This is a genomic window from Serratia sp. SM04 (assembly GCF_040280225.1).
Taxonomy (GTDB): domain Bacteria; phylum Pseudomonadota; class Gammaproteobacteria; order Enterobacterales; family Enterobacteriaceae; genus Serratia; species Serratia sarumanii.
The window spans coordinates 799,117-823,545 of the sequence record NZ_JBEOQT010000021.1 but is presented as its reverse complement, the minus strand read 5'-3'; the positions used below and the strand labels follow the sequence as shown (position 1 = coordinate 823,545).

At 61.3% G+C, this 24,429-nt stretch carries 18 protein-coding genes, 3 tRNA genes, 1 pseudogene and 1 riboswitch; of the genes and pseudogenes, 13 read left to right on the top strand and 9 right to left on the bottom strand.

The genetic code is table 11. The annotated features are described in order from the left end of the window. Window positions 1-19: 19 nt before the first annotated feature. Together pcaG and pcaH are read right to left on the bottom strand one after the other, a co-directional pair. Window positions 20-640, bottom strand: coding sequence for a protocatechuate 3,4-dioxygenase subunit alpha (gene pcaG / locus ABTW55_RS18350; protein ID WP_033635143.1), 621 nt, complete (start codon window positions 638-640; stop codon window positions 20-22). Then, window positions 640-1,377: a protocatechuate 3,4-dioxygenase subunit beta gene (gene pcaH / locus ABTW55_RS18345; RefSeq protein WP_033647894.1), complete on the bottom strand. Its 738-nt coding sequence runs from the start codon at window positions 1,375-1,377 to the stop codon at window positions 640-642. The genes pcaG and pcaH overlap by 1 nt, the downstream gene beginning before the upstream one ends. Window positions 1,378-1,606: 229 nt before the next feature. Here pcaH and ABTW55_RS18340 point away from each other — a divergent pair, with 229 nt between their 5' ends. The 3 genes from ABTW55_RS18340 to ABTW55_RS18330 all read left to right on the top strand — a co-directional run bounded on the left by ABTW55_RS18340 (window position 1,607) and on the right by ABTW55_RS18330 (window position 7,684). Then, window positions 1,607-3,502, top strand: a complete 1,896-nt coding sequence (locus ABTW55_RS18340) for a bifunctional sugar phosphate isomerase/epimerase/4-hydroxyphenylpyruvate dioxygenase family protein (RefSeq protein ID WP_060421680.1) — start codon at window positions 1,607-1,609, stop codon at window positions 3,500-3,502. 255 nt (window positions 3,503-3,757) lie between these two features. Continuing rightward, the gene (locus ABTW55_RS18335; protein ID WP_033653547.1) at window positions 3,758-5,134 is read left to right on the top strand and encodes an aromatic acid/H+ symport family MFS transporter; all 1,377 of its coding nucleotides are present in this window, start codon (window positions 3,758-3,760) and stop codon (window positions 5,132-5,134) included. A gap of 180 nt (window positions 5,135-5,314) precedes the next feature. After that, the gene (locus ABTW55_RS18330; protein WP_060421683.1) at window positions 5,315-7,684 is read left to right on the top strand and encodes a glucose/quinate/shikimate family membrane-bound PQQ-dependent dehydrogenase; all 2,370 of its coding nucleotides are present in this window, start codon (window positions 5,315-5,317) and stop codon (window positions 7,682-7,684) included. A 235-nt stretch (window positions 7,685-7,919) separates the two neighbouring features. Here ABTW55_RS18330 and ABTW55_RS18325 read toward each other — a convergent pair. Next, window positions 7,920-8,009 (bottom strand) — tRNA-Ser (locus ABTW55_RS18325). 92 nt (window positions 8,010-8,101) lie between these two features. Between ABTW55_RS18325 and mtfA the strand changes: the two genes are divergently transcribed. Together mtfA and ABTW55_RS18315 are read left to right on the top strand one after the other, a co-directional pair. Further along, window positions 8,102-8,902: a DgsA anti-repressor MtfA gene (gene mtfA, locus ABTW55_RS18320; protein WP_033635147.1), complete on the top strand. Its 801-nt coding sequence runs from the start codon at window positions 8,102-8,104 to the stop codon at window positions 8,900-8,902. A gap of 99 nt (window positions 8,903-9,001) precedes the next feature. After that, window positions 9,002-9,077, top strand: a tRNA-Asn gene (locus ABTW55_RS18315). A gap of 54 nt (window positions 9,078-9,131) precedes the next feature. Here ABTW55_RS18315 and gap read toward each other — a convergent pair. The 4 genes from gap to ABTW55_RS18295 form a co-directional block, all read right to left on the bottom strand. After that, window positions 9,132-10,142, bottom strand: coding sequence for a type I glyceraldehyde-3-phosphate dehydrogenase (gap, locus tag ABTW55_RS18310; RefSeq protein WP_047571446.1), 1,011 nt, complete (start codon window positions 10,140-10,142; stop codon window positions 9,132-9,134). Between the two features lie 76 nt (window positions 10,143-10,218). Continuing rightward, window positions 10,219-11,193 (bottom strand): GlxA family transcriptional regulator, encoded by a 975-nt coding sequence (locus ABTW55_RS18305; protein ID WP_060421686.1) that lies wholly within the window; start codon window positions 11,191-11,193, stop codon window positions 10,219-10,221. 126 nt (window positions 11,194-11,319) lie between these two features. Then, window positions 11,320-12,054 carry an SDR family NAD(P)-dependent oxidoreductase gene (locus ABTW55_RS18300; protein WP_060421688.1) on the bottom strand — a complete coding sequence of 245 codons (735 nt, stop codon included), beginning with the start codon at window positions 12,052-12,054 and terminating at the stop codon, window positions 11,320-11,322. A 13-nt stretch (window positions 12,055-12,067) separates the two neighbouring features. Next, complete coding sequence (locus ABTW55_RS18295) at window positions 12,068-13,090, bottom strand: LLM class flavin-dependent oxidoreductase (protein ID WP_033635151.1); 1,023 nt, start codon at window positions 13,088-13,090, stop codon at window positions 12,068-12,070. Window positions 13,091-13,239: 149 nt separating this feature from the next. Next, window positions 13,240-13,342: riboswitch (TPP riboswitch) on the top strand. A 62-nt stretch (window positions 13,343-13,404) separates the two neighbouring features. Between ABTW55_RS18295 and ABTW55_RS18290 the strand changes: the two genes are divergently transcribed. The 4 genes from ABTW55_RS18290 to ABTW55_RS18275 are packed head-to-tail and all read left to right on the top strand — an operon-like array spanning window position 13,405 to window position 16,560. Beyond that, window positions 13,405-14,088 carry a TenA family protein gene (locus ABTW55_RS18290; RefSeq protein ID WP_060421691.1) on the top strand — a complete coding sequence of 228 codons (684 nt, stop codon included), beginning with the start codon at window positions 13,405-13,407 and terminating at the stop codon, window positions 14,086-14,088. After that, complete coding sequence (locus ABTW55_RS18285; protein ID WP_060421693.1) at window positions 14,085-14,825, top strand: ABC transporter ATP-binding protein; 741 nt, start codon at window positions 14,085-14,087, stop codon at window positions 14,823-14,825. Before ABTW55_RS18290 ends, ABTW55_RS18285 begins: the two co-directional genes overlap by 4 nt. After that, the gene (locus ABTW55_RS18280) at window positions 14,822-15,589 is read left to right on the top strand and encodes an ABC transporter permease (RefSeq protein WP_060421696.1); all 768 of its coding nucleotides are present in this window, start codon (window positions 14,822-14,824) and stop codon (window positions 15,587-15,589) included. The genes ABTW55_RS18285 and ABTW55_RS18280 overlap by 4 nt, the downstream gene beginning before the upstream one ends. Before the next feature lie 35 nt (window positions 15,590-15,624). Further along, a complete protein-coding gene (locus ABTW55_RS18275; protein ID WP_060421698.1) occupies window positions 15,625-16,560 on the top strand; it encodes an ABC transporter substrate-binding protein in 936 nt (311 codons plus the stop codon). Here the strand turns inward: ABTW55_RS18275 and ABTW55_RS18270 are convergent, their stop codons facing one another. After that, on the bottom strand, window positions 16,561-17,301 hold the full coding sequence (locus ABTW55_RS18270) for a transporter substrate-binding domain-containing protein (protein ID WP_047571435.1): 741 nt from the start codon (window positions 17,299-17,301) through the stop codon (window positions 16,561-16,563). It abuts the gene before it with no gap. 286 nt (window positions 17,302-17,587) lie between these two features. Here ABTW55_RS18270 and opgB point away from each other — a divergent pair, with 286 nt between their 5' ends. Together opgB and ABTW55_RS18260 are read left to right on the top strand one after the other, a co-directional pair. Beyond that, complete coding sequence (gene opgB, locus ABTW55_RS18265; protein WP_060421701.1) at window positions 17,588-19,891, top strand: phosphatidylglycerol--membrane-oligosaccharide glycerophosphotransferase; 2,304 nt, start codon at window positions 17,588-17,590, stop codon at window positions 19,889-19,891. Between the two features lie 138 nt (window positions 19,892-20,029). Then, entirely contained in the window at window positions 20,030-21,493 is a 1,464-nt protein-coding gene (locus tag ABTW55_RS18260; protein WP_060421704.1) for an AMP nucleosidase, read from the top strand. Between the two features lie 36 nt (window positions 21,494-21,529). Here the strand turns inward: ABTW55_RS18260 and nac are convergent, their stop codons facing one another. Further along, window positions 21,530-22,453, bottom strand: coding sequence for a nitrogen assimilation transcriptional regulator NAC (gene nac / locus ABTW55_RS18255; protein ID WP_033635160.1), 924 nt, complete (start codon window positions 22,451-22,453; stop codon window positions 21,530-21,532). Window positions 22,454-22,791: 338 nt separating this feature from the next. Between nac and ABTW55_RS18250 the strand changes: the two genes are divergently transcribed. Together ABTW55_RS18250 and ABTW55_RS18245 are read left to right on the top strand one after the other, a co-directional pair. Beyond that, window positions 22,792-22,867, top strand: a tRNA-Asn gene (locus ABTW55_RS18250). A 177-nt stretch (window positions 22,868-23,044) separates the two neighbouring features. After that, window positions 23,045-24,318: pseudogene (locus tag ABTW55_RS18245) on the top strand (tyrosine-type recombinase/integrase). The last annotated feature ends 111 nt before the right edge of the window (window positions 24,319-24,429 follow it).

Below are 24,429 nucleotides of genomic sequence, written 5' to 3'. Positions count from 1 at the left end.
TTCACAGGGCAAACGGAGGTCAAATATCAAAAAAAACGGTCTCGTTCTCGCCCTGTAGCCAGATATCGAAATGGTATACCGTCTGATCACCGCGCTGCCGCCTTTGCGCCAATAACGTGCCGCGCCGTTTCTCCCATTCAATGAGGTTCAACACCGGATCTTCAGCGTTCGCCGCCTGCTCGTCGGCGAAGTAAAGACGCGTGTTCAACCCGATGTTGATGCCGCGGGCCACGATCCATAAATTGAGATGAGGCGCCATCAGCCGGCCGTCGCGCCCCATCACTCTGCCCGGTTTGATCGTCTCAAATTGCCACAGGCCGCTGGTGAAATCCGAACAGGTTCGCCCCCAGCCGCGAAAAGCGGGGTCGTCGGGTTTATCTCGTTGGCCGTCGGCGGGATGCTGATATCGCCCGGCGGCGTTGGCCTGCCAGACTTCAACCAGCGCGTCTCGCACCGGCGTGCCGGTACCGTCATAAACATGCCCTTCCACCACGATGCGTTCCCCGCGCGTTTCCGGTTGCGTCAACACATGGGTGAAATTACGCTCAAAAATGTCAAAACCGGCGGCATGCGGCGCCAAACCGATGTGCACATAAGGGCCGGCGGTTTGCGAGGCCGTTTCAGACAAATACTTTTTCATCACGCGGCTCCCTGTGTACGGTTCTCAAACCACGTGGCCCGATGGCCGCGCAGCACCAGATCGAAGCGGTAGGCCAGGCTGTCCAGCGGCACGGCGGCGTGCATATCCAGCTCGGCAATCAGCGTGCGCATCGCATCGTCGCTGCCTACCGACTGCAAGATGGGGCAACGAACGAGCAACGGATCGCCTTCGAAATACATCTGCGTGATCAACCGCTGCGCGAACGCCTCGCCGGAGAGCGAGAAGTGAATATGCGCCGGACGCCAGTCGCTGACCTGATTGCGCCAGGGGTACGGGCCCGGCTTGATGGTGCGAAAACAGTAATACCCGTTGTCGTCGGTCAGCATCCTGCCGCAGCCGCCAAAATTGGGATCGATAGGCGCCAGATACTGATCCTTCTTGTGACGATAGCGCCCTCCCGCATTGGCCTGCCATACCTCGACCAGGGCGTTGCGCACCGGCGCACCGAAGGCATCGCGCACATATCCATGCACGATGATCCGCTCGCCGATCGGTAAGCCGTCTTTGGCGTAGTTCAGAATCAGATCGTGATCAATCGGGCCGATATCCGTTGGCGTGAACACGGGTGCGGTCAGTTCAGACAGCGAGTTTTGCAATGAAATTAATGCATTGCGCGGCGATCGCAGCACGCTGGTTTTATACAGCGGCGCCAGCGCAGGCGGGTGATGGCTGTAATCGCGATGCACCAGTTCTCGCGCCATCCAATCACTTTTCATCCCGGTATCCTTATTATTTGAGGGTACATGTCGACAGAGTGTAGGAAGCGCAATATGTAAAAGTAAAGTGAGAAAACCGATCGCTTTATATAACCAAAAGTCATGGAATGTTCTGAATTGACGAAACATTTCATTTGGTCCATAACAGGTTTCAATTCCCGTCGGTGGTCCGCCTCGCTACTGAATGGTCGCTTTCAGGTCATCCATGACCGCTTAACTGGAGGCAATGATGAAACGTTCTATCGCGACGGTCTCGGTATCGGGCTCGCTGCCGGAAAAACTGCGGGCTATCGCCGCCGCAGGCTTTGATGGCGTCGAAATTTTCGATAACGATCTGGTCTATTACCCCGGTTCACCGGCGCAAATCCGTGAGCTGTGCGCCGAACTGGGCCTGGAAATTTTGCTGTTCCAGCCGTTTCGAGACTTCGAAGGCGGCCCGCGCGAAAGCCTGGCGCAGAACCTTTCACGCGCAGCGCGCAAGTTCGACGTCATGCAGCAATTGGGCTGCTCGCGCATGCTGCTCTGCAGTAATGTCTCGCCCGACAGCAGCGAAGACATGGCCACGCAAGTGAGCGATTTGCGCGCGTTGGCGGAGTTGGCCGCCGAGTATGATATTACTGTCGGTTATGAAGCGCTGGCATGGGGACGTCACGTGAACCTGTGGCGCGACGCCTGGGCGCGGGTTAAGGCCGTAGACCATCCGGCGCTGGGGATCATTCTCGATAGTTTTCATATCCTGTCGCGCGGCGATAATCTTGACGGCCTTGATGAAGTCCCCCCCGAGAAAATTGTGTTTGTACAACTGGCGGACGCCCCGCTGCTGAAGATGGACGTGCTCGCCTGGAGCCGCCATTTCCGCTGTTTCCCCGGCCAAGGGGAGCTGAACCTGGCTCAGTTCATGACTCAACTTTCCGCGCATGGCTATCGCGGCGCCTGGTCGCTGGAGATATTTAACGATGGTTTCCGCGCCTCGCCGGTGCTTCCCACGGCTCAGGACGGTTTCCGATCGTTGTTGTGGCTGGAGGAACAAACCTATGACTGGTTGGCCAAACAGCCTCTGCTGCCCAACGCCATGGCCTCGCTCATAGAACATTCATTATTTCATTCAGAAGCGCATCCCCCCTTGCTGGCGCTGGAGTTTATCGAATTTGCCGTCTCGCACAGCGATGGGCTGGCGATGGGCCAATGGCTGACGCAGTTGGGATTGGTTCACGCCGGCGAACACCGCTCCAAAAGCGTCGCGCTCTATCGCAACGGCAAAGTGAATGTCATTCTGAATGCCCAGCCGGAAAGTCAGGCCAGCGGCTATTATCACTTGCACGGCATTTCTCTTTGCGCCGTGGCGTGGCGGGTTCGCGGCGTAGCGCGTTTACTGCAACGGGCGCAAGACTACGGTTACGCCCTCTGGCAAGGAGAAACCGGCCCCAACGAGCGGCAAATTCCCGCCCTGTGCGCACCGGACGGCAGCCTGATTTATCTGGTCGAGGCGGACGAAGATCCCAAGAACGATATTTATCACACCGATTTTCATCTGACTCATCGCAGCGCGCCGCCGCCTGCACTGCAGAGCATCGATCACCTCGCGATAGCGCTGACGGACGAATCTTGCGGCAACTGGATCATGTTCCTGCGCAGCGTGCCGGGTTTTGTGCAGGACAACGAGTGGGAATTGCCCGATCCGTTGGGTTTGGTCCGCAGCCGCGTGTTGCGCAGCCCCAACGACGCCATCCGGCTGCCGCTGAATATGTCGGTGAGCCGGGAAACCCAAATCGCCCAGGCATTAACCACCTATCAGGGCGCGGGGTTACAGCATGTCGCCTTTGGCTGTGAGGATTTGTTCAGCGTCGTGAAAGCGGCTCAGCAGCGTGGATTAAAAACGCTGCGCATCCCCGATAACTACTATCAAGACCTCAGAGCGCGTTTCGATCTTGATCCCGTTTTCCTTTCGCAGCTGCAAGCGTTCAATGTGCTCTACGATCGAGACGAGCAAGGTGGAGAATTACTGCACGTCTACACCGTCGCCTACGAGAAAGGGCGCTTCTTCTTCGAGTTATTGGAACGTCGGGGCGGCTACCGCGGCTTCGGGGCCGCCAACGCCCCGGTTCGGCTCACCGCCATGCGTTAACCGTGCGGGCCATCAAGGCCCGCTCAATCTTTCATCTTACTGAAAAGGTTAATGATCGCGCTCACACTCTCAACCGCTTCCGGCTCAGCCATTCCCACGGCAATCCCTTTTCATAACATAAGGTTAACATTCCACCCTCACTTCCCTCTCACCTCATCGTCCGATAAACGCACATTATTTCGATAATCGACATTTATTGCCCCACCAACGGCTGCTTATAGTGATGACACTCAACTACTGCACCGGGAGCCCCCCATGTCGGGAAACAACGCAATCAATGTTCGGGCGCTGATCGACAGCCGCCCCTTAGGGAAATGGCAAAAGATGGTCGTGCTGCTCGGCTTTTGCATCATTGCTCTGGATGGATTCGATATCGTTATCATGGGATTTATTGCGCCAGAGCTTAAGGCCGATTGGCAAATCACTAATCGCGAGCTGGGGCTGGTGATCAGCGCGGCGCTGATTGGCCTGTCGCTGGGCGCGATGCTTTCCGGGCCATTGTCAGACAGGTTCGGCCGCAAAGTGGTCATCATCAACAGCGTATTCTTTTTTGGCGTTTGGACGCTGGTGACGGCGTTTTCTCAAAATATGGAGCAGATGATGTTATTTCGCCTGCTCACCGGCTTGGGGCTGGGCGCCGCCATGCCGAATGTCGGCACCCTGGTGGCGGAATTCGCGCCTGCCCGGCGCCGCGCTTTCTTGATTACCGTGGTCTTCTGCGGCTTCACCTTTGGCGCCGCCTTGGGCGGATTCGCCGCCTCCTGGCTGATGCCACGCTTCGGCTGGCATTCCGTGCTGCTGCTCGGCGGGATCTTGCCCCTGCTGTTCGCGCCCGTGCTGATGGCGGCGTTACCCGAATCGGTGTGTTTCCTGGTGGAGAAACGGGCGAAAAACGACGGAATTCAGCGGATTTTGGCGAAACTGGCGCCCGACCTCGATCTTCGGCACAGCACCATCATATTGCCCCCGCCAAACCAGGCCTGCGCGCACCCCATCAAATTAGTGGTGAGCTCGCAGTACCGTTTCGGCAGTTTAATGCTGTGGGGATCGTATTTTTCCGCGCTGTTTCTGTTCTATACGTTGGGCAGTTGGCTGCCGTTGCTGATTAAAGACGGCGGCTTCAACGTCACGCAAGCGGCGATCATCACCGCCCTGTTTCAGGCGGGCGGCACGCTGGGCTCACTGTTTTCCGGCTGGCTGATGGACAGATCCGAACCGCATCGCGCTTTGGCGTCCATTTATGGGATGGGGGCGCTGTTCACCCTGCTTATGGGGCCGGCGATGGGCTACCCCGTCCTGATGGGAGGCTGCGCGATGGCGATCGGATTCTGCATCGGAGGAGCCAACACCGGCATGAACGCCCTGTCGGCCAGTTTTTATCCCACCGAAGCCCGGGCTACCGGCTCCAGCTGGATGCACGGCATCGGTCGTTTGGGCGCCATATTGAGCGCGCTGGCCGGCGCTGAAATGCTGGCGCTCGGTTGGAGCTTAAGCACCATTTTCACCGTGCTGGCGCTGCCGGCGCTATTGACGGTGGCGATGATCGTCGCCAAAGGGCGCCATCAAGTTCGCCAAGCGGCAGGGCATGGGTATAAGGCTTACCTTGACGCACGTTCAAATGACATGCGCTGAACGCGCGGAGTAGCCCCTGTTTGAACAGCGCGACAGGATAGCGGGAATGACATTCCCTCCCTTCCTTTCTTCGGTACAGACGCCTTCCGGCTGCAAGCGCGCGACGCCTGAGCCGGAAGGCGCAACGCCACCTCATTCCCCTTTTTAACCGCCTCAGAGAAAAATCACTAAGGAGCTCATATGCAAAAAGCGCACAGGACGCGGGACGGGAAGAAATACCTCCTGTGGTTTCTTGCCGGATTGATGTTCATTATCGGCCTGGCAATCTGCCTTCTCGGCGCCAGATTGGCCTTCGTCGGCGGAACGTTTTATTTCGTGGCGATGGGTCTGGCGATGATTATCGCCGCCGTACTGATTGCCCGGCGCCGTCGCAGCGGCATTATCCTGTACGCGATCGCCTTCGTCGCCTCCCTGTTTTGGGCCGTCGCCGATGCCGGCTGGCATTACTGGCCGCTGTTCTCGCGCCTTTTCACCCTCGGCGTTTTAGCGTTTCTTTGCGCTATCGCCTGGCCATTGATGCCCGGTCATTCGGCCAAAAAAGGCCCGGCTTTCGGCTTAGCGGCGATCCTGGCCATCGGGCTGGGGGTCAGCTTCGGGTGGATGTTCAGATCCCAACCGCTGGTCAGCGCGACGAAAGCCATCCCCGTATTTCCAGTAGCCGCCGGCGAGCAACAAAAGAATTGGGAGCACTGGGGAAATACCCCGTACGGCGATCGCTTCGCCGCACTTGATCAAATAAACAAGCAGAACGTTTCCCGCTTGCAGGTGGCCTGGACTGCCCATACCGGCGATCTTCCCGTGAGCAAAGGCTCGGGCGCGGAAGATCAGAATACGCCTTTGCAGGTCGGCGACACGCTGTATGTCTGCACCCCGTACAGTAAAGTGCTGGCTTTAGATGTGGATAGCGGGAAAGAAAAATGGCGTTTCGATCCGCAAGCCGCCTCGCCGAACTGGCAGCGCTGCCGGGGCCTGGGTTACTACGAGGATCACGCCGCTCCTGCAGCAACAGGCTCGAGTCACCCACCCGCGATCTGTTCGCGTCGTTTGTTCCTGCCCACAATTGACGCCAGACTCATCGCCCTTGATGCCGACACGGGAAAATTGTGCGACGCCTTTGGCGATCGCGGTACCGTCGATCTCGGCAGCGGCATGGGCGAAATCAAACCGGGCTATTATCAACAAACCTCCACGCCGCTGGTGGCCGGAGAAATCGTCGTCGTGGGGGGACGCGTAGCGGACAACTTTTCCACCGATGAGCCTCCCGGCGTTGTTCGAGCTTATGATGTTCACTCCGGCAACCTCGTGTGGGCCTGGGATCCGGGCAACCCTGAACTGAGCGGCCTGCCGCCGCAGGGGCAAACCTATACTCGCGGCACGCCGAATGTCTGGTCAGCCATGTCCTATGACAAGCGGTTGAACCTCATCTATTTACCCACAGGCAACGCGACGCCAGACTTTTTCGGCGGCACTCGCAGCGCGCTGGACGATAAATACAGCTCCGCCGTCGTCGCCATAGACGCCGCTACCGGCAAAGTTCGCTGGCACTATCAGACGACCCACCACGATTTGTGGGACTTCGATCTGCCCTCACAGCCGCTGTTGTTCGATTTGCCCGACGGCAAAGGCGGCATTACGCCGGTTCTGGTGCAAACCAGCAAGCAAGGCATGATTTTCATGCTCAACCGCGTGACCGGCGAGCCCGTCGCGCAAGTTGAAGAACGCCCGGTGCCAACGGGAGCTATCAAGGGTGAACGCTATTCCCCTACCCAGCCGTACTCAGTGGGGATGCCGATGATTGGCAATGAACAACTGAAAGAGTCGGATATGTGGGGCGCAACGCCGATTGACCTGCTGTTATGCCGCATTCAGTTTAAAGAAATGCGCTATCAAGGCATTTTCACCCCGCCGGGTGAAGACCGCGCCCTGCAATACCCAGGCTCCCTGGGAGGAATGAACTGGGGCAGCGTCGCCGTGGATCCCCACAATAACCTGATGTTCGTTAACGATATGCGTCTGGGATTGGCGCATTATCTGGTGCCGAGGGATAAGGTGCCGACTAACGCCAGCGGTATTGAAATGGGGATAGTCCCGATGGAGGGCACCCCGTTCGGGGCCCTGCGAGAACGGTTCCTCTCCCCGCTGGGGATCCCCTGCCAGAAACCGCCGTTCGGCACGATGTCCGCCGTGGACCTGACTACCGGCAAATTGGTGTGGCAGGTCCCTGTCGGGACAGTCGAGGATACCGGGCCGCTCGGCATCAGCATGCATATGCCGATCCCGATCGGCATGCCAACGCTGGGCGCGCCGCTGTCGACGCAGTCGGGTCTTCTGTTTTTCGCCGGCACGCAAGACTTCTATTTACGCGCCTTTGACACCGCCAACGGTAAAGAGATTTGGAAATCGCGCTTGCCGGTCGGGAGCCAATCCGGCCCGATGACTTACCTTTCGCCGAAAACCGGCAAACAGTACATTGTCATCAATGCGGGGGGCGCACGCCAATCACCGATGCGCGGCGACTACATTATCGCCTATGCGCTGCCGGACAAATAATCCCGCACGAGAAATATCAAGGCGCATCGGGTTTACAGAGTGAGTCAATCCCATAGGCAACGGGCGGCGTCAAACCCGCCCTATCGTTCACAACATGACAAACGGTAAGACGAAAAGACAGTTTGATAACGTCGGCAAAGGGTCGGCACAGGGAAATAAGAACGACAGCCGATCAGAACGGTGGTTTTACTGTGATGGGGATCGTTGAAAGGTTTATTCGTAAGTGATTGAATAGTGGCGGAGAGAGGGGGATTTGAACCCCCGGTAGAGTTGCCCCTACTCCAGTTTTCGAGACTGGTCCGTTCAGCCGCTCCGGCATCTCTCCTGACAACGCTTGCTATCATGCCCGCTTTTGCGGCATTTTTACAGCATTAGCATACCGCTGAACGTTCAAGTGATGAGTTTACGAGCAACCTGATGATTAAATGGCCGTGGAAAGCGACTCAACCCTCTCAATCCCAGGCAGACATCGAGGCCCAGTGGCAGGACGCGCTGGCGATCCCGCTGCTGTCGCCGCTGAATGAGCAGGAGCGGCAGCGGCTGGTGGCCGTCGCCGGGCAAATCTTGCAGCAAAAGCGCATCGTGCCGCTGCAGGGGCTGCAGCTCACCTCACAAATGCAGGCGCGCATCGCCCTGCTGTTCGCCCTGCCGGTGCTGGAGCTCGGCGCGGAGTGCCTCGACGGCTTCAACGAAATCCTGCTCTACCCCACCCCGTTCGTGGTGGAAGACGAATGGCAGGACGAAATCGGCCTGGTGCACTCGGGGCCGGTGGTGCAGTCAGGCCAGAGCTGGGAACAAGGGCCGATCGTGCTCAATTGGCAAGACGTGCAGGACTCTTTCGATCTCTCCGGTTTCAATCTGGTGATCCACGAAGCGGTGCACAAGCTGGATATGCGCAACGGCGGCGTCGCCACCGGCGTGCCGCCGATCCCGCTGCGCGAAGTGGCCGCCTGGGAACATGACCTGCACGCCGCGATGGAAAGTCTGCAGGACGAGATCGACATGGTCGGCGAAGAGGCCGCCAGCATGGACGCCTACGCCGCCACCGATGCGGCCGAGTGCTTCGCCGTGCTGTCGGAGTATTTTTTCAGCGCCCCCGAGCTGCTGGCAGAACGCTTTCCGGCGCTGTATCAGCACTTTTGCCGCTTCTACCGCCAGGATCCGCTGGCGCGCCTGCTGCGCGGCCAGGCGGAAAACGATGCGCAATGGGCTGACTGACGGGCATATTGCTCAGATACCGAGCAGTCGCGCCGCCTGGGGCAATTTAGCGTTGACACACCCGGGGCGGCTGGATATGATGCGCCCCGTTCACACGATTCCTCTGTAGTTCAGTCGGTAGAACGGCGGACTGTTAATCCGTATGTCACTGGTTCGAGTCCAGTCAGAGGAGCCATATTTAGAGAAGCCCGCTTAAGGAAACTTAAGCGGGCTTTTTGCTGTTGGGCGTTTACAGCCCGCGTTTTTCCATCAGCAGCGCCAGATCGACCAAGCGGTTGGAGAAGCCCCACTCGTTGTCATACCAGGCGAGCACCTTCACCAGATTGCCGCCGATGACCAGCGTGGACAGGCCGTCGATGATCGACGAGCGCGCGTCGCCCCGATAGTCGCTCGACACCAGCGGTTCATCGCTGTACCCCAGGATCCCTTTCAGCGGGCCGGACGCCGCCGCCGCGCGGAAAGCGGCATTGATCTCCTCCACCGTCGCCGGGCGTTTCAGCGTCACCGTCAGATCGACGATCGAGACGACCGGCACCGGCACCCGCAGCGAGTAACCGGTCAACCTGCCGTCGAGATCCGGGATCACCTTGCCGAGCGCCTTGGCCGCGCCGCTGGAGTAAGGCACGATCGACTCCGCCGCCGCTCGCGCGCCGCGCAGATCTTTTTCCGGCTGATCGTGCAGCGCCTGGCTGTTGGTATAGGCGTGAGTGGTGTTCATCAGCCCGTATTCGATGCCGAACGCCTGATGCAGCACCTGCGCGGCGGGCGCCAGCCCGTTGGTGGTACAGCTGCCGTTGCTGACCACTTTATGCCGCGCCGGATCGTAGAGCTGGTCGTTAACCCCCATGACGATGGTGATGTCGTCGTTCTTGGCCGGCGCCGAGATAATCACCCGCTTAGCGCCGCCGTGCGTGATGTGCACTTCCGCCTTGGCTTTATCGGTAAAGAAGCCCGTCGCTTCGATCACCACGTCCACGCCCACGCTGCGCCAGGGGATCTCGGCGGGATCGCGCTGGGAAAACACCTGAATTGGCCGGCCGTCCAGCAGCAGCTGATTGTCGCCGGCTTCCACTTTGGCCGCCAGCGTACCGGAAAGCGTGTCGTATTTCAGCAGGTGCGCCAGCGTTTTGCTGTCCGTCAGATCGTTGATCGCCACCACTTCAAAATCGCTGCGCCCCAGCGCCGCGCGCAGCACGTTGCGCCCGATCCTGCCGAAGCCGTTAATGCCTACTTTCACCATGATGCTCTCCTCGTTTGGGCTTTGCCTCAAATCTAGCCCTGCCCCGAGGCGGCGTAAATGACGTTTAACGATCAATTTACGCCAAATTGCGCGCGTGGAAGCGTTCGCGGTATTCGCTCGGGGTCAGCTGCAGTTTGCGCTCAAACACCCGCCGCAGGTTAAGGCCGTTGCCGAAGCCGGTGGCCAGCGCGATCTGTTCGATGCCCTCCGTACTCTGCTCGAGGCGCTGCCTGGCAGTATGCAACCGCCCCTCTTCGACGAATTTGGCGGGAGAAATGCCCGTCTCGCGGGTGAACACGCGGGTAAAGTTGCGCGGGCTCATCGCCACGCGTTCGGCCAACCGATCGACGCTGAGATCGTCGGCGAGGTTTTCCAGGATCCAGGACTGCAGGTCGCGGATCGGGCCCGGCGATTTGGCCTGGTTGAGCGGGTAGCGGCTGAACTGCGCCTGCCCGCCGGGGCGACGCAGAAACATCACCAGATCCTGTGCCACTTCGCGTGCCTGCACGAAGCCGTAGTCGTCCTCCACCAGCGCCAGCGTCAGATCGAAGCCGGAACTGACGCCGCCGGAGGTCCAGATCGGCCCGTCCTGTACGTAGATCGGGCCGTTCTCGACCTGCACCCGCGGGAAGCGCGCTTGCAACGTTTCCGCCAGCCGCCAGTGGGTAGTCGCCCGCCGCCCGTTCAGCAACCCGGCCTCGGCCAGCAGCAGAGCCCCGCCGCAAACGGAAGCGATACGGCGCGCCTGCGGGGCCGCGCGGCGCAGCCAATCCGCCACCAGGGCGCCCTCTTCTTCGGTCGCCCCCTTGCCGGCGACAATGACGGTATCGCGCGGCAGGGCCGGATCGAGATCCGCCAGGCGGTGGTCGGCCAACAGGCTCAGCCCGGACAGGCCATGTACCACCCGATGGGATTGCGTGGTGGCGACCGCGATCTGATACAGCGGCGCCTCGGCAGGGCTCAGACGGTTAGCCTGCATCAGGATATCGGCGATGCCCGCCGCTTCGAACAGCATGCCCCCTTCAGGGACGATAATCAGGAATGTATGCATGGCGATAATAGGAAGAACAAGCAAAACAGGTCAGACAGCCACTGTATAAGAAAAGACTCGCCGGTTCACCCTGCGGGCATAAAAAAGCCCGCCGGCAAGCGCCGACGGGCCAACAAAGCACTGTCCTCAAGCCTGCGGCAGGCTCACCCCGCCGGCGCGCGCCAATTGCGCCAGCAGCGCCGTTTGAAACGCCTCGTCGTATACCGCGGCGTGGGGATCGAAGCGCTGTTGATGGTGCCAATAACCGCCGGACGCCAGAGCCTGCGGCTCATCGCTGCTCACCAGCCACGCCTGCGTCACATGCCCCAGCGCCAGATCGTCGGGCGCATCCGCGCCGCCCATTTTGGTCGGCACCCAGCCGGGATCGACCGCGCTGCTGATCACGTCAGGCCACAGGCGCGCCACGGCGGCGGCCAGCGCGGTGACGAACAGTTTGCTGTCCGAATAGGAGCCGGCTGCGCCGCCAAGCCAGTCCACGCCGCTCAGTTCCGCCACGCCGTCAAAGTGCATGCTGCTGCTCAGATAGACGATACGCTTGGGGCGTTCGATCAGGGCCGTCAGCAGGTAGGGCGCAACGACGTTTACCGGCATCACCTGCGGCCCGGTAAACATACCGGCGTTGTGGATCACCGCGTCCGGGCGGCCGAGGCGGTTGACCTGCTCGGCAAGCTGCCGGATCTGCTGCACATCGGACAGATCGCCGATCGTCGCCTGTGCGCCGCGATCCAGCAGATCGCGCACCGCGTCCAAACGGCCGGGCTCACGCGCATGCAGAATTACCTGATGCCCTTCGTCCAACAGCGTTTGCGCGGCGGCGCGGCCCAGCCCGTCTACCGAACCGGTAATGAAAATGCGTGACATGCCACTCCTCCGTTTAGCGCCAGCCGAGCGCCGGCGCGACATGGGTTAAAATCGATTCGATGACGTGGGCGTTGTAATCCACGCCCAGCTGGTTAGGCACGGTCAGCAGCAAGGTATCCGCTTCGGCGATGGCCTCGTCCTGCGCCAGCTGCTTGATCAGCTCGTCCGGCTCGGCGGCATAGCTGCGGCCGAAGATCGCCCGGGTCTGCGCGTCGATATACCCCAGTTGATCGCCCTCCTTGCCGCCGCCGCCGAAGTAGTTGCGATCCCGCTGATCCACCAGCGCGAAGATGCTGCGGCTGACGGAAACCCGCGGCTCGCGCGCATGACCCGCCTCTTGCCAGGCGGCGCGGTAGGCGCGGATCTGCTTGGCCTGCTGGATATGGAAGGGTTCGCCGGTTTCGTCGTTCTTGAGCGTCGAGCTTTGCAGGTTCATGCCCAGCTTCGCCGCCCAGACGGCGGTGGCGTTCGAACCGGCGCCCCACCAGATGCGATCGCGCAGCCCGGCGGAAAACGGCTCCGGCCGCAGCAGCCCGGGCGGATTCGGGAACATCGGCTGTGGATTGGGTTCGGCGAACCCTTCGCCGCGCAGCGCTTCCAGAAACACTTCGGTATGGCGGCGGGCCATGTCCGCGTCGCTCTCGCCGTCAGCCGGGGCATAGCCGAAATAGCGCCAGCCGTCGATCACCTGCTCCGGCGAGCCGCGGCTGATGCCAAGCTGCAGCCGCCCGCCGGCGATCAGATCCGCCGCGCCGGCGTCTTCCACCATATACAGCGGATTTTCATAACGCATGTCGATCACGCCGGTGCCGATCTCGATGCGTTGGGTTTTGGCGCCGATGGCGGCCAGCAGCGGGAACGGCGACCCCAGCTGGCGTGCGAAGTGGTGTACGCGAAAATAGGCGCCATCCGCCCCCAGATCTTCGGCGGCGACCGCCAGATCGATGGACTGCAGCAGCGCATCCGCCGCGGAACGGGTGCCGGACTGGGCGGAAGGCGACCAGTGGCCAAACGAGAGAAAACCAATCTTTTTCATCGGGCATCATCCTCAAAGGCAAATCATCGGCCTACAGTGACAAAAACCGCGCGCCCTGCGCCAGCAAAATCGCCCCCGATCGCACTAAACGAACCGATTGCCGCCGCGCCGCCCGGCGATTGTAATCAAAAAACAAATGTCGTATAACAAGCAGCTCCGAGGGGTGTCCTGTTACGGGCTGAGATGGCGCAAGCCGAACCCTTTGAACCTGATCTGGGTCATGCCAGCGAAGGGACGGTTAGGCAACAACGCTCTCACCCGTTGCCTGTTCATACCCCAGCGTGCCCGGATCTCCACTGACTCAAGGAGGTCCCATGTCCATCACTACCCTGTTCGAAAGCGGTCTTTACGGCCGGCTGCGCCAACATGCCGGCAGCCACTGGCAAGACTACGTCGATCACTCGTTTCTGCAGCAGCTGGCCGCCGGCACCTTGCCTGAACGCGCTTTTCGCCGCTACCTGACCCAGGACTATCTGTTCCTGCTGCACTTCGCCCGCGCCTACGCGCTGCTGGTCAGCAAGCTGCGCACCCTGCCGGAGATGCGCGCCGCCACCGCCTCGCTCAACGGTATCGTCGCCGAACTGCCGCTGCACGTGGCCTACTGCGCCGAATGGGGGCTGAGCGAAGCGCAGATCGCCGCCCAGCCGGAAACGGCGGAAACCATGAACTATACCCGCTACGTGCTGGATATCGGCCATGCCGGCGACGCCCTCGATCTGCTGGCCGGCCTGCTGCCCTGCGTGGCCGGCTATGCCGAAATCGGCCTGCGGCTGCTGCACGATCCCGCCACCCAAATGGAGGGCAATCCTTACGCCTCCTGGATCCGCAACTACGGCGACGAGGGCTATCTGGCCGGCGTGCGCGCCGCCATCGAGCTGCTGGAAACCGTCGGCCACCAGCGCGGCGCACCAGGCCGCTTCCCCGAGCTGGCGCAGATTTTCACCACCGCCACCCAGCTGGAATCGGCATTTTGGCAAATGGGGCTGAACGCCTCATGACCTCCCCGCGTCTCCCGCCCGGCATCCAGGTGCGGGATCTCACTCTGCGCTTCGGTCAACAGACGGTCTTTGAGCGGCTGAGCTTCGACATCGCCGGCGGCAGCTTCGTCGCCCTGCTCGGCGCCAGCGGCGCCGGCAAAACCAGCCTGCTGAAGATCATCGCCGGCCTGGCGCAGGCCACCTCAGGCACGGTGACCGGCAGCGACGGCCTGCCGATCGCCGGGCGCATCGCCTACATGGGGCAAAAAGACCTGCTCTACCCGTGGCTGACCGTCGAAGAAAACGTCGCCCTCGGCGCGCGGCTGCGCGGCGAAACGCCGGATCGGGCGTGGGCGGCGCACCTGCTGGAGCGCGTGGGCCTGGCCGCTCATGGCCGCAGCCTGCCCGCCGCGCTGTCCGGCGGCATGCGCCAGCGCGCCGCCATCGCCCGCACGCTCTATGAACGCCAGCCGATCGTGCTGATGGATGAACCCTTTTCGGCGCTGGACGCCATCACCCGCGCCGAGATCCAGAGCCTGGCCGCCGAACTGCTGGCGCAAAACACCGTGCTGCTGATCACCCACGACCCGATGGAAGCCTGCCGCCTGAGCCACCGGCTGCTGGTGCTGTCGCCCTGGCCGCTGGGCCTCGATGATAGCCACCGCATCAGCGGGCGGCCGCCGCGCGCACCGGATGACGCCGGCCTGCTGAAAAGCCAGGCCGAGCTGCTGCAGCAGATGGTGAGGGCCGCGCAATGAATATCGCCAAAGAGCGCGGCCTCACCCGCCTGCGGCGCGGGCTGACGGTGTTCGTCGGCCTGCTGCTGCTGTGGTGGCTGGCGGCGCAAAGCGGCATTCCGGCCTTTCTGCTGCCCACGCCGGGCGCGGTGGCGCAGGCGCTGTGGGACGGGCACGGCTATCTCGCCTGGCACACGCTGATCACCGCTTCGGAGATCGTCAGCGGGCTGGCGCTGGGCGTGCTGCTCGGCGCGGCGCTGGCGCTGTGCATGATCTTCTCGCCGCGCCTGCAGCGCTGGCTGATGCCGCTGGTGCTCACCAGCCAGGCGATACCGGTGTTCGCCCTGGCGCCGCTGCTGGTGCTGTGGTTCGGCTTCGGCATGAGCGCCAAGGTGGCGATGGCGGTGCTGGTGATCTTCTTCCCGGTGGTGTCGGCCTTTTTCGACGGGCTGCGCCGGGTCAACAACGACTATCTCGATCTGGCGCGCACGATGCGCGCTTCGCGCTGGGCGCAGCTGCGGCACGTGCGGCTGATGGCGGCGCTGCCGGCCTTCGGCTCCGGCCTGCGCATGGCCGCCGCCGTCGCGCCGATCGGCGCCATCATCGGCGAATGGGTCGGCTCGGCCGAAGGGCTGGGCTACGTGATGCTGAACGCCAACGCGCGCATGCAGACCGACGTCTGCTTCGCCGCGCTGTTTATTTTGGTGCTGATGACCGTGCTGCTGTGGGCCGCGGTGGATGCGCTGCTGCGGCGCCTGATCGCCTGGGCGCCGGAAAACGACTGATGATTGCAACCATAACCAGGGATAAAGGAACGACCATGATCAAACAAACCGTTTGCGGACTGCTGCTCGGCGCCGCCATCACCGGCCAGGCCGGCGCGGCCGAAAAGCTGACGCTGGTGCTCGACTGGTACATCAACCCCGATCACGCGCCGATTATGGTGGCCGAGCAGATCGGCGCCTTCAAGGCCGAAGGGCTGGACGTCAAGATCGTGCCGCCGTCCGATCCGGCGCTGCCGCCGCGGCTGGTGGCCGCCAAACAGGCCGACCTCGCCATCACTTACCAACCGCAGCTGCATTTCTTCGCCGATCAGGGCCTGCCGCTGATGCGCGTCGGCACGCTGATCAACACGCCGCTGAATACGGTGATCGCGCTGGATAAAAGCATCACGTCGCCGGCGGATCTCAAGGGCAAGACGGTGGGTTACTCGGTCAGCGGCATCGAACAGGCGACGCTGGCCACCATGGTCGAACACGAACACCTCAAGCCGCAGGACATCAAGCTCATCAACGTCAACTTCCAGCTGACCAGCGCCCTGCTGGCGGGCCAGGTCGATGCGGTGATCGGCGGCTACCGCAACATCGAAGCGCTGGAGCTGAAGCTGCAGGGCAAGACGCCGGTGGTGTTCAACGTCGAAGATTACGGCGTGCCGGCCTACGACGAGCTGATCATCGTCGCCCACCGCGATGCGGTAAACGAGCCGAAAATCCGCAAGTTCCTCGCCGCGCTGAAGCAAGGCAGCGACTACCTGCACGCGCACCCGCAGGACACCTGGCTGGCGTTCGCCAAGGCGCGCCCAGAGCTGAATACCGAGCTGAACAAACAGGCGTGGCAAGCCAGCCTGCCGCTGTTCGCGCGCGATCCGGCCAAGCTGGATCGCGCCCGCTACCAGGCTTACGAACAGTTCCTGTTCGACAACAAGCTGATCAAGAAAATCACCCCGGTGGAACAGTACGCGGTGGAGTTGAACTGATCACGCCGAGGCGGCCGGCGGCGCCACCGTCACCTCACCCTGGCCGCTGCGCTGCAAGGCCGCCTTCACCAGCCCGTTGGCCTTGCAGCGCTCGATAAAATCGTTCACGTAGGCGGCGCCCTGCGTTTTTTGCCGCGGCACCGCCATTGCCTGGCGGATAGCGGTGAAATGCCCGTCCAGCACCCGGTAGCCGGGATGGGCGGCCGCAGCGGCCAGCAGCGGTTGGCGCACGCCGGCCGCCGCCTCCAGCCCCCGGTCGAAAAACAGCGCGATCGCCTCGGCAGAGGTTGCCGCCCGCACCAGTTGCGCCTGCTGCAGCGTGCGCGATAAAAACAGATCGTACGCCGCCCCCTGGCCGACCGCGATGCGCACCTCCGGCCTGTCGAGCTGCGCCACCTCAAAGTAAGGCGCGTCGTTCGCCACCAGGTAAGTCCCCTCGATGATCACGTACGGCTCGCTGAAGGCGATCTGCGCCGCGCGCACCGGCTCGATGGCCATAAACGCCAGGTTCCAGGCGCCGCTGTCCAGATCGGCGAACACCTTGCCCGCCGCGTCATAGGTGACCAGTTCGAGCGCCACGCCCAGCTCCTGGGCCAGCGCGGTGGCCAGCTCCACCGAAGCGCCTTGCGGTTTGCCGCCGGCTCCGGCCTGCGCCAGCACCGGATTGCCGTAGTTGATCGCCGCGCGCAACACGCCTTGCGGGGCCAGATCGTCGAGTACCGCGGCGGGAATCGTCTGCATACTTCCTCCTGAATGGCTGATGGGCGCGCCGTCGTGGCGCTCATTAAGCGTAGAGCGAAACCTCCGACCAGCAAACTTTCGCCGCCGAAGCCGCCGTCGGCGTGATTAACGTCACACTATTGTCATAAAAATGTACAATAGCCGCCGTTCGTCGGCCGTAGCGGGAGATCGCGCGTTGTTCCACCGCCGGCAATAGGCTATACCCTTCACTTTTCGCGCCGCGGCACGCTCGGCGGCGCAGACCAGGGCAGCAACGGTTTTATTTCAATCAGACAGGGTTTGGCGGATGGTTTTAGCAGTCGTTTCGTTTGTTCTCTTTTTGGCGTCGATTTTGATTTATCGCACCCGGGCCGCCGCCAACCGCTGGTGGTTCGCCATTCTGCTGACGCTGCTCGGCAGCTATCTGGTGCTGAACGTCATCCTGATCGCCAGCAACTACTTCACCGGCGACGGCATCACCGACGCGGTGATTTACACCGTCACCAGCAGCCTCAAAGGCGCGGGCATCAGCAAATACGTGCTGCCGTTTATCGGCCTGCTGGCGGCGCTGGGGCTTATCTTCGCGGTGCTGGCTCGCAGCCTGCTGCGCCGCAAGGCCAAAGGCAGCAGCGTGGCCTACAGCATCGTCGCCGTGCTGCTGGCGCTGTTCTCGGTCGGCACCACCCCGGCGTTTCAGGACATCTCGCTGCTGGTCAAGAGCCAGATCGCCGGCGATACCGCCGATTTCAGCACCTACTACAAGGCGCCGAAAAAGACCGTGCAGGGCAAGCGGCCGAACCTGGTGTACATCTATGCCGAGAGCCTGGAGCGCACCTACTTCGACGCCGAGCTGTTCCCCGGCCTGGCCGACGAGCTGAACGCCCTGCGCACGGACAGCATCGATTTCAGCAACACCCAGCAGCTGCCGGGCACCGGCTATACCATCGCCGGCATGGTCGCCTCGCAGTGCGGCATTCCGCTGTTCGCGCCCTTCGACGGCAACGCCTCCAGCGCGGTCTCCACCTTCTACCCGGAGAACGTCTGCCTGGGCGACGTGCTGAAGGCCGCCGGCTACAGCAACTATTTCTATCAGGGCGCCGAGCTGGCGTTCGCCGGTAAAGACACCTTCCTGAAATCCCACGGCTTCGACCACGTTTATGGCTTCAAAGAGCTGCGCGAACAGGTCGCCGATCCGAGCTACAAAAACGACTGGGGCTGGTACGACGACAGCGTGCTGGACGTGGTGTACGGCAAGTTCGTCGAGCTGTCCAAACAGCGCCAACCCTTCTCGCTGTTTACCCTGACCGTCGATACCCATCACCCGGACGGCTTTATCTCCGCCGGCTGCAGCAAGAACAGTTACGCCTGGCAGAACAAGGAAAACCGCTCGCTGAGCGCAGTGGCCTGCAGCCAGCAACACATCGCCGCGCTGATCGACAAGATCAAACGCTCGCCCTATTTCAGCAACACCGTGATCGTGGTGTCCTCCGATCATCTGGCGATGAACAACACCGCCTACGATATCCTGACCAAACAGAAGCGCCGCAACCTGTTCTTCATCATCGACGGCACCCGGCCGCTGGCGGAACAGCGCAACGAGAAGCGCAGCACGCTGGACAACGGCGCCACGGTGCTGGACGTGATGGGCGGCGACAACTACATCGGCCTCGGCCGCAGCAGCCTGTCGGCGCCGTCGCTGTCTACGGTGTTCCTGAACATCGAAGAGAAAATCAACGGCTGGAAACCGGCGGTGATCAACCAGTGGGGCCTGCCGAACCGCATCAGCGACTACAGCGTGGACACGCGCCAGCGCAGCTTCAGCTTCTCCGGCGTCACCTACAAGGTGCCGTTCATCCTGCGGGTGGGCGATAACCGCATCGAACCGATGTTTAACGTCTACCTCTCCACCCCGCTGCGCAAGCAGCTGGCCGGGCTGGGCGCGGGGGAGAAATTCGTCTGGGTCGATAAATGCTACGAGATCGGCCGGGTCTGGGCGCCGCAGCTGGCGCTGAGCACCGACATCTGCGTGGCCTCCGGCACCCTGGCCTCGCCGCCGCAGATCGTGCAGGCCAGCGGCGAACGCTTCCGCGGCAAGGTGAGCTTTACCGCCCCGCCGGCGGACAGCGTCGCCGATTATCAAAACGCCGTCGCCCGCCTGCAGGTGGACGACGCGGCGATGAAGTACCGGGCGGACAGCATCGAGTTCATGCTGCCCGGCCTGCCGGAGCAGGTGAAGGCCATCACCGGCGTTTCCGGCGTCGAGGAGTGGGGCCGCTGGTCCGACGCCAACCTGGCGCCGGCGGTCGACATCGATTACGTCGATCCGCTGCCGAAGACCTTCGATCTGGTGCTGCGCGCCCGCGCCTACGGCAATAACGTCGGCGAACCGATTTCGGTGCGCGTCGGCGACGAAGAGCGTTTCGTGTCGCTCGGCGAACAGGACAGCACCGTCACCCTGCGCTTCGACAACCCGCGCGGCACGCAGAAGATCAGCATTACCCCGCCGGCGCCGACCGAGCCGAAAGAGAGCGCCAGCGGCGGCTTCACGCCGAAGAAGCTGGGCATCGGCCTGGTGTCGCTGAAGGTCGAGGCGGCAAGCCCCTCCTCCTGATCCACACGCCTTCACGGGCGCGGTATTTTCTTTGCTGCGCCCGTCATTTCGACCAAGCTTTTACGCCCTTCTTCGGCTAACCTGTGACGGTAAAACGCCGCAACCCCGCCACAGAGCCGGGACATCCAAGGAGAAAGTATGAGCTATGCCCCACCTCGCAGCGGCCTCAGCGCCGATCAGGCACTCGATCAACTGGAAGCCCTGTATGACGCCGCGGTAGACGCGCTGCGTCAGGCGGTCAGCGACTTTATCAGCCACGGCACGCTGCCGGATGCGCAGGCGCGCGCCGCCGGGCTGTTCGTGTATCCCGAGCTGCGCGTCAGCTGGGACGGGCAGCAGTCCGGCCCGAACAAAACCCGCGCCTTCGGCCGCTTTACCCATCCCGGCAGCTACAGCACCACCGTGACCCGGCCGCAGCTGTTCCGCCACTATCTGGCCGAACAGCTGGCGATGCTGGAGCACGATTACGCCGCCCATATCGAAGTGGCGCCGTCGCAGCAGGAGATCCCGTTCCCTTACGTGATCGACGGCTCCAGCCTGGCGCTCGATCGCTCGATGAGCGCCGGCATCGCGCAGCATTTCCCCACCACCGAGCTGGCGCAGATCGGTGACGAGACCGCCGACGGCCTGTACCACGCCACCGACAACCATTTCCCGCTGTCGCATTTCGATGCGCTGCGCGCGGATTTCTCGCTGGCGCGGCTGCGGCACTACACCGGCACGCCGGTGGAACACTTCCAGCCGTTCGTGCTGTTCACCAACTACACCCGCTATGTAGATGAGTTCGTGCGCTGGGCCTGCGCCCAGATCGCCGATCCGGCCAGCCCCTACATCGCCCTCTCCAGCGCCGGCGGCACCTACATCACGCCGGAAACCCGTGCCCCAGAGCAGGCAGTGTCCGATCTGGCGTGGAAAAACCACCAGATGCCGGCCTATCACCTGATCTCGCGCACCGGCCAGGGCATTACGCTGATCAACATCGGCGTCGGTCCGTCCAACGCCAAGACCATCTGCGATCACCTGGCGGTGTTGCGCCCGAGCGCCTGGCTGATGATCGGCCACTGCGGCGGCCTGCGCGAAAGCCAGAAGATCGGCGATTACGTGCTGGCCCACGCCTATCTGCGCGACGATCACGTGCTGGATGCGGTGCTGCCGCCGGATATCCCGATCCCGAGCATCGCCGAGGTGCAGCGCGCCCTGTACGACGCCACCAAGATGGTCAGCGGCATGCCCGGCGAAGAGGTCAAACAGCGTTTGCGCACCGGCACCGTGGTCACCACCGACGATCGCAACTGGGAGCTGCGCTATTCCGCTTCGGCACGGCGCTTCAACCTCAGCCGCGCGGTGGCGGTCGACATGGAGAGCGCCACCATCGCCGCCCAGGGTTACCGCTTCCGGGTGCCGTACGGCACGCTGCTGTGCGTCTCCGACAAACCGTTGCACGGCGAAATAAAACTGCCGGGCCAGGCCAACCGCTTCTACGAAGGTGCGATCTCCGAGCACCTGCAGATCGGCATCTGCGCCATCGATCTGCTGCGCGCCGAGGGCGATCGCCTGCACTCGCGCAAGCTGCGCACCTTCAACGAGCCGCCGTTCCGGTAACGGTTCTCAGGCCCGCTGCGGCGGGCCATTTTTTCCTTAACGCACCAACGCCAGCGCGCGCTTCTCCTGGCTGCGGCCGCCGGCGATCGACAGCAGCAGGTCTTTGACCAGCAGCGCCGGGGCGGACAGCGCCTGTTGGCCCGACATGCACAGCGACAGCGGCACCGACATCGTCGGCGCATTGATGCGCGCCATCCAGGCCTTGGCCGGGCCGATCATCGCGCGCGCCACCGATTCCGGCAGCACGGTCGCCCCCAGCCCGCCGGCGATCGCGGCGCTCAGCGCGCCCGAGGATTCGATCTCCCCCACCACGTTGACAGCCAGCTTGCGCAGCGCCATCGCCTCTTCCAGCTGATTGCGTACCGCATCGCCCTCGCGCGGCAGGAACAGGTTTAGCCGCGCCACGTCCAGCAGCTCGACGCTGTTGCCGGGATGCGGCACCGCGCGCGTCGCCACCAGATAAAGATCTTCTCGCATCAGTGCGATGGCGTGCAGCCCGGCGGGCATTTTGGCGCCGTAGACCATCGCCATGTCCAGCGTCTGGTTAGCCACCTGCCCGGCCAGCGCCGCGCCGCCGTTTTCATGCAGGCTGAGCAGGATACCCGGCTGCTGATCGCGCAGGCTCTGCAGCAGCGGCAACGCCAGCTGCGCCGCGGTGCTGCCCGACGCCAGCCCGAGAGACACCTGGCCGCTCATCGCCTGCCCGGCGCTGTTGACCGCGCTCTGCGCCTGCTCGCACTGGCGCAGAATGGTTTGCGCGTGGGCATACAGAATGTTGCCGGCCTCGGTCGGCTGCACGCCGCGCTTGGTGCGGATCAGCAGCTGTTGCTTCAGCTCCCCCTCCAGCGTCGCCAGCTGCTGGCTGAGCGCCGGCTGGGCGATGTGCAACACCTCCGCCGCCTGGGTCAGGCTGCCGATATCGACGATTTTCACGAAGTACTTCAGACGTCTGAAATTCATAGTGCCTCCAGCGAGCCGCTAAATTGAGAATGCCGAAATCCGGTCAGGCAACCACAGCAAGATCCAGGCCAGAGTCGGTAAACGGCCACGGAAGCGGGATATACGGCGGTCAACGGCCGTTCGCCGGGCGGCACGCGCCACCGCGCAGGGCAGCCGTTGCACCATCGGCAGGCAAATGCGCCAAACAACGGGCAACCCGGCGGCACTGCGCGCGGGATAAGCGACAAAAGCGAGAAAAAGCAGCAGGTTGGGCAATCTTGCAGCAAACGGGCGCATCGGGCGTTTTCACGCTTTACAAGCCGCAACCGCCCCGCTATTATTCGCCCCGTTCACACGATTCCTCTGTAGTTCAGTCGGTAGAACGGCGGACTGTTAATCCGTATGTCACTGGTTCGAGTCCAGTCAGAGGAGCCATTTTCAAGGAAGCAGACGTTCACTAACGTCTGCTTCCTGCACTTCTATCAATTGGTTATCCCTCTTCAGTCGTTCACCCTCGTTCACTAAAAGCCACTCGAAGCCATATCATTTTGATGGTAAAAATGCTGGTAATGCTGGTTCGATTTCCCTTTTACCAACAATTGAGGGGGGGGCATGTCACTAACTGATATTAAAGCAAAAAATGCAAAACCCCTTGAGAAGGAATACAAGCTAACTGATGGCTTTGGTATGTTCCTTCGTGTTACCCCTAAAGGTTCAAAATACTGGCAAATGGCTTACCGTTTTGAAGGGAAGCAAAAACTCTTCTCTATTGGTGTTTACCCTGCTGTTTCTCTGTCTGACGCAAGACAACGCCGTGATGAGGCCAGAAGGCTTCTTGCTCAGGGCATTGACCCTAATGCAAAGAAACAGGCAGAGGTTAAAGAGCTAAAAGCCAAGCGTGATAAAACACGCTCTTTCAGGATGGTCGCTAAGGCTTGGTTTGCCACGAAAACAAAATGGTCTAAAGATTATGGTGATTCCGTATGGAAGCGCCTTGAAACCTATGTCTTCCCGACTATTGGAGACAAAGATGTTGACAAGCTGGATACAAGGAACCTGCTGGTTCCTGTGAAAAAGGTCGAGGCACTTGATTATCTTGAAATTGCCATGCACATTCAACAATACATTACTGCGATCCTCCGCCATTCTGTGCAACAAAAACTGATACGTCATAACCCCGCCTATAATATGGAAGGTGCAGTTCAGAAACCACAGACTGAACACCGCCCTGCACTGGGGCTAGAAGAAATCCTCCAACTACTGAAAAAATTGCCGAATACAAAGGTCACAGGCTAATCATACTGGTTATTCAACTCAATCTGATGATTTTCATTCGTTCCAGTGAGATTCGTTTCGCCCACTGGTCTGAAATTGATTTCAAAAGTAAGTTATGGGTGCCCCCCGAACAGCGTGAAGCGATTGAAAACGCCAAACATTCGACTTGTGGTGCCAAAATGAAGCGTAACCACTTCGTTCCCCTTTGTAAGCAGGCCATGAGAATACTGAAAGAGATCCGACAACTGACTTATGAAGAAGGCCATGATGACGGACTGATCTTCACTGGCTGTTATGGCTCGTTTAAGCCCATGAGCGAAAACACCATCAACAAAGCCCTGTGCAGTATGTGCTATGATACGAAGCAGGACATCTGTGGACACGGTTTTCGCACGCAGGCCTGTAGTGCCTTGATCGAATCCGGTTTGTGGTCAGAAGACGCTGTAGAGTTTCAAATGAGCGATAAGGAAAGCAACAGCGTCCGTGCTGCTTATACCCACAAAGCCAAGCACCTTGACCAGCGCCGCCTGATACTCCAGTGGTAGGCTGATTATCTTGAAGCTAACAGCAATGGAATGATCAGATCCTTTGAGTTTAGTCACAAAAAATAGCTACCCACACAGCCAAGGAAGGCTGCTCTTTGATTACATAGAATGTTTTGCATACAAATCAACAATGTAATAATATAAAAGAAAAATAGTGATACCTTTAAAAGAGTGGTA